The sequence below is a fragment of the Pseudomonas sp. MF5691 genome (genome assembly GCF_016405645.1).
Taxonomy (GTDB): Bacteria; Pseudomonadota; Gammaproteobacteria; order Pseudomonadales; family Pseudomonadaceae; genus Aquipseudomonas; species Aquipseudomonas shahriarae.
Window position 1 is genome coordinate 1 of the sequence record NZ_JAEKDC010000050.1, and the last position, 2,991, is coordinate 2,991.

The following is a 2,991-nucleotide window of genomic DNA, read 5'->3' on the forward strand; positions in this document are numbered from 1 at the left end:
AGGGAACTCAAGGTTCCAGTGAGATCTCATCTTGAGGCTAGTTTCCCGCTTAGATGCTTTCAGCGGTTATCTATTCCGAACATAGCTACCCGGCAATGCCACTGGCGTGACAACCGGAACACCAGAGGTTCGTCCACTCCGGTCCTCTCGTACTAGGAGCAGCCCCTCTCAAATCTCAAACGTCCACGGCAGATAGGGACCGAACTGTCTCACGACGTTCTAAACCCAGCTCGCGTACCACTTTAAATGGCGAACAGCCATACCCTTGGGACCGGCTTCAGCCCCAGGATGTGATGAGCCGACATCGAGGTGCCAAACACCGCCGTCGATATGAACTCTTGGGCGGTATCAGCCTGTTATCCCCGGAGTACCTTTTATCCGTTGAGCGATGGCCCTTCCATACAGAACCACCGGATCACTAAGACCTACTTTCGTACCTGCTCGACGTGTCTGTCTCGCAGTCAAGCGCGCTTTTGCCTTTATACTCTACGACCGATTTCCGACCGGTCTGAGCGCACCTTCGTACTCCTCCGTTACTCTTTAGGAGGAGACCGCCCCAGTCAAACTACCCACCATACACTGTCCTCGATCCGGATAACGGACCTGAGTTAGAACCTCAAAGTTGCCAGGGTGGTATTTCAAGGTTGGCTCCACGCGAACTGGCGTCCACGCTTCAAAGCCTCCCACCTATCCTACACAAGCAAATTCAAAGTCCAGTGCAAAGCTATAGTAAAGGTTCACGGGGTCTTTCCGTCTAGCCGCGGATACACTGCATCTTCACAGCGATTTCAATTTCACTGAGTCTCGGGTGGAGACAGCGCCGCCATCGTTACGCCATTCGTGCAGGTCGGAACTTACCCGACAAGGAATTTCGCTACCTTAGGACCGTTATAGTTACGGCCGCCGTTTACCGGGGCTTCGATCAAGAGCTTCGCGTTAGCTAACCCCATCAATTAACCTTCCGGCACCGGGCAGGCGTCACACCCTATACGTCCACTTTCGTGTTTGCAGAGTGCTGTGTTTTTAATAAACAGTCGCAGCGGCCTGGTATCTTCGACCGGCATGAGCTTACGGAGCAAGTCCTTCACCCTCACCGGCGCACCTTCTCCCGAAGTTACGGTGCCATTTTGCCTAGTTCCTTCACCCGAGTTCTCTCAAGCGCCTTGGTATTCTCTACCCAACCACCTGTGTCGGTTTGGGGTACGGTTCCTGGTTACCTGAAGCTTAGAAGCTTTTCTTGGAAGCATGGCATCAACCACTTCGTCATCTAAAAGATGACTCGTCATCAGCTCTCGGCCTTAGAATCCCGGATTTACCTAAGATTCCAGCCTACCACCTTAAACTTGGACAACCAACGCCAAGCTGGCCTAGCCTTCTCCGTCCCTCCATCGCAATAACCAGAAGTACAGGAATATTAACCTGTTTTCCATCGACTACGCTTTTCAGCCTCGCCTTAGGGACCGACTAACCCTGCGTCGATTAACGTTGCGCAGGAAACCTTGGTCTTTCGGCGTGGGTGTTTTTCACACCCATTGTCGTTACTCATGTCAGCATTCGCACTTCTGATACCTCCAGCAAGCTTCTCAACTCACCTTCACAGGCTTACAGAACGCTCCTCTACCGCATCATCCGAAGATGATACCCGTAGCTTCGGTGTATGGTTTGAGCCCCGTTACATCTTCCGCGCAGGCCGACTCGACTAGTGAGCTATTACGCTTTCTTTAAAGGGTGGCTGCTTCTAAGCCAACCTCCTAGCTGTCTAAGCCTTCCCACATCGTTTCCCACTTAACCATAACTTTGGGACCTTAGCTGACGGTCTGGGTTGTTTCCCTTTTCACGACGGACGTTAGCACCCGCCGTGTGTCTCCCATGCTCGGCACTTGTAGGTATTCGGAGTTTGCATCGGTTTGGTAAGTCGGGATGACCCCCTAGCCGAAACAGTGCTCTACCCCCTACAGTGATACATGAGGCGCTACCTAAATAGCTTTCGAGGAGAACCAGCTATCTCCGAGCTTGATTAGCCTTTCACTCCGATCCACAGGTCATCCGCTAACTTTTCAACGGTAGTCGGTTCGGTCCTCCAGTTAGTGTTACCCAACCTTCAACCTGCCCATGGATAGATCGCCCGGTTTCGGGTCTATTCCCAGCGACTAGACGCCCTATTAAGACTCGCTTTCGCTACGCCTCCCCTATTCGGTTAAGCTCGCCACTGAAAATAAGTCGCTGACCCATTATACAAAAGGTACGCAGTCACCCAACAAAGTGGGCTCCCACTGCTTGTACGCATACGGTTTCAGGATCTATTTCACTCCCCTCTCCGGGGTTCTTTTCGCCTTTCCCTCACGGTACTAGTTCACTATCGGTCAGTCAGTAGTATTTAGCCTTGGAGGATGGTCCCCCCATATTCAGACAAAGTTTCTCGTGCTCCGTCCTACTCGATTTCATGACTAAGAGATTTTCGCGTACAGGGCTATCACCCACTATGGCCGCACTTTCCAGAGCGTTCCGCTAATCTCAAAGCCACTTAAGGGCTAGTCCCCGTTCGCTCGCCACTACTAAGGGAATCTCGGTTGATTTCTTTTCCTCAGGGTACTTAGATGTTTCAGTTCCCCTGGTTCGCCTCTTAAGCCTATGTATTCAGCTTAAGATAACCATCTTATGATGGCTGGGTTCCCCCATTCAGACATCTCCGGATCAAAGTCTGTTTGCCGACTCCCCGAAGCTTTTCGCAGGCTACCACGTCTTTCATCGCCTCTGACTGCCAAGGCATCCACCGTATGCGCTTCTTCACTTGACCATATAACCCCAAGCAATCTGGTTATACTGTGAAGACGACATTCGCCGAAAATTCGATAATACTCAATTTGAGTAACTCACAAATTTTACCTTAGCCTGATCCGTTACCAGTGAAAGTAACGTTCAGTCTATCTTTCTATCACATACCCAAATTTTTAAAGAACGAACTAGTCAAAGACTAGAAATCAACATTCA

The 2,991-nt window shown here is 50.8% G+C and carries 1 rRNA gene; it reads right to left on the minus strand.

Annotated elements, in window-relative coordinates:
• Positions 1-2,797, minus strand: a 23S ribosomal RNA gene (locus JFT44_RS28470); the annotation flags it as partial.
• Between the last annotated feature and the right edge of the window lie 194 nt (positions 2,798-2,991).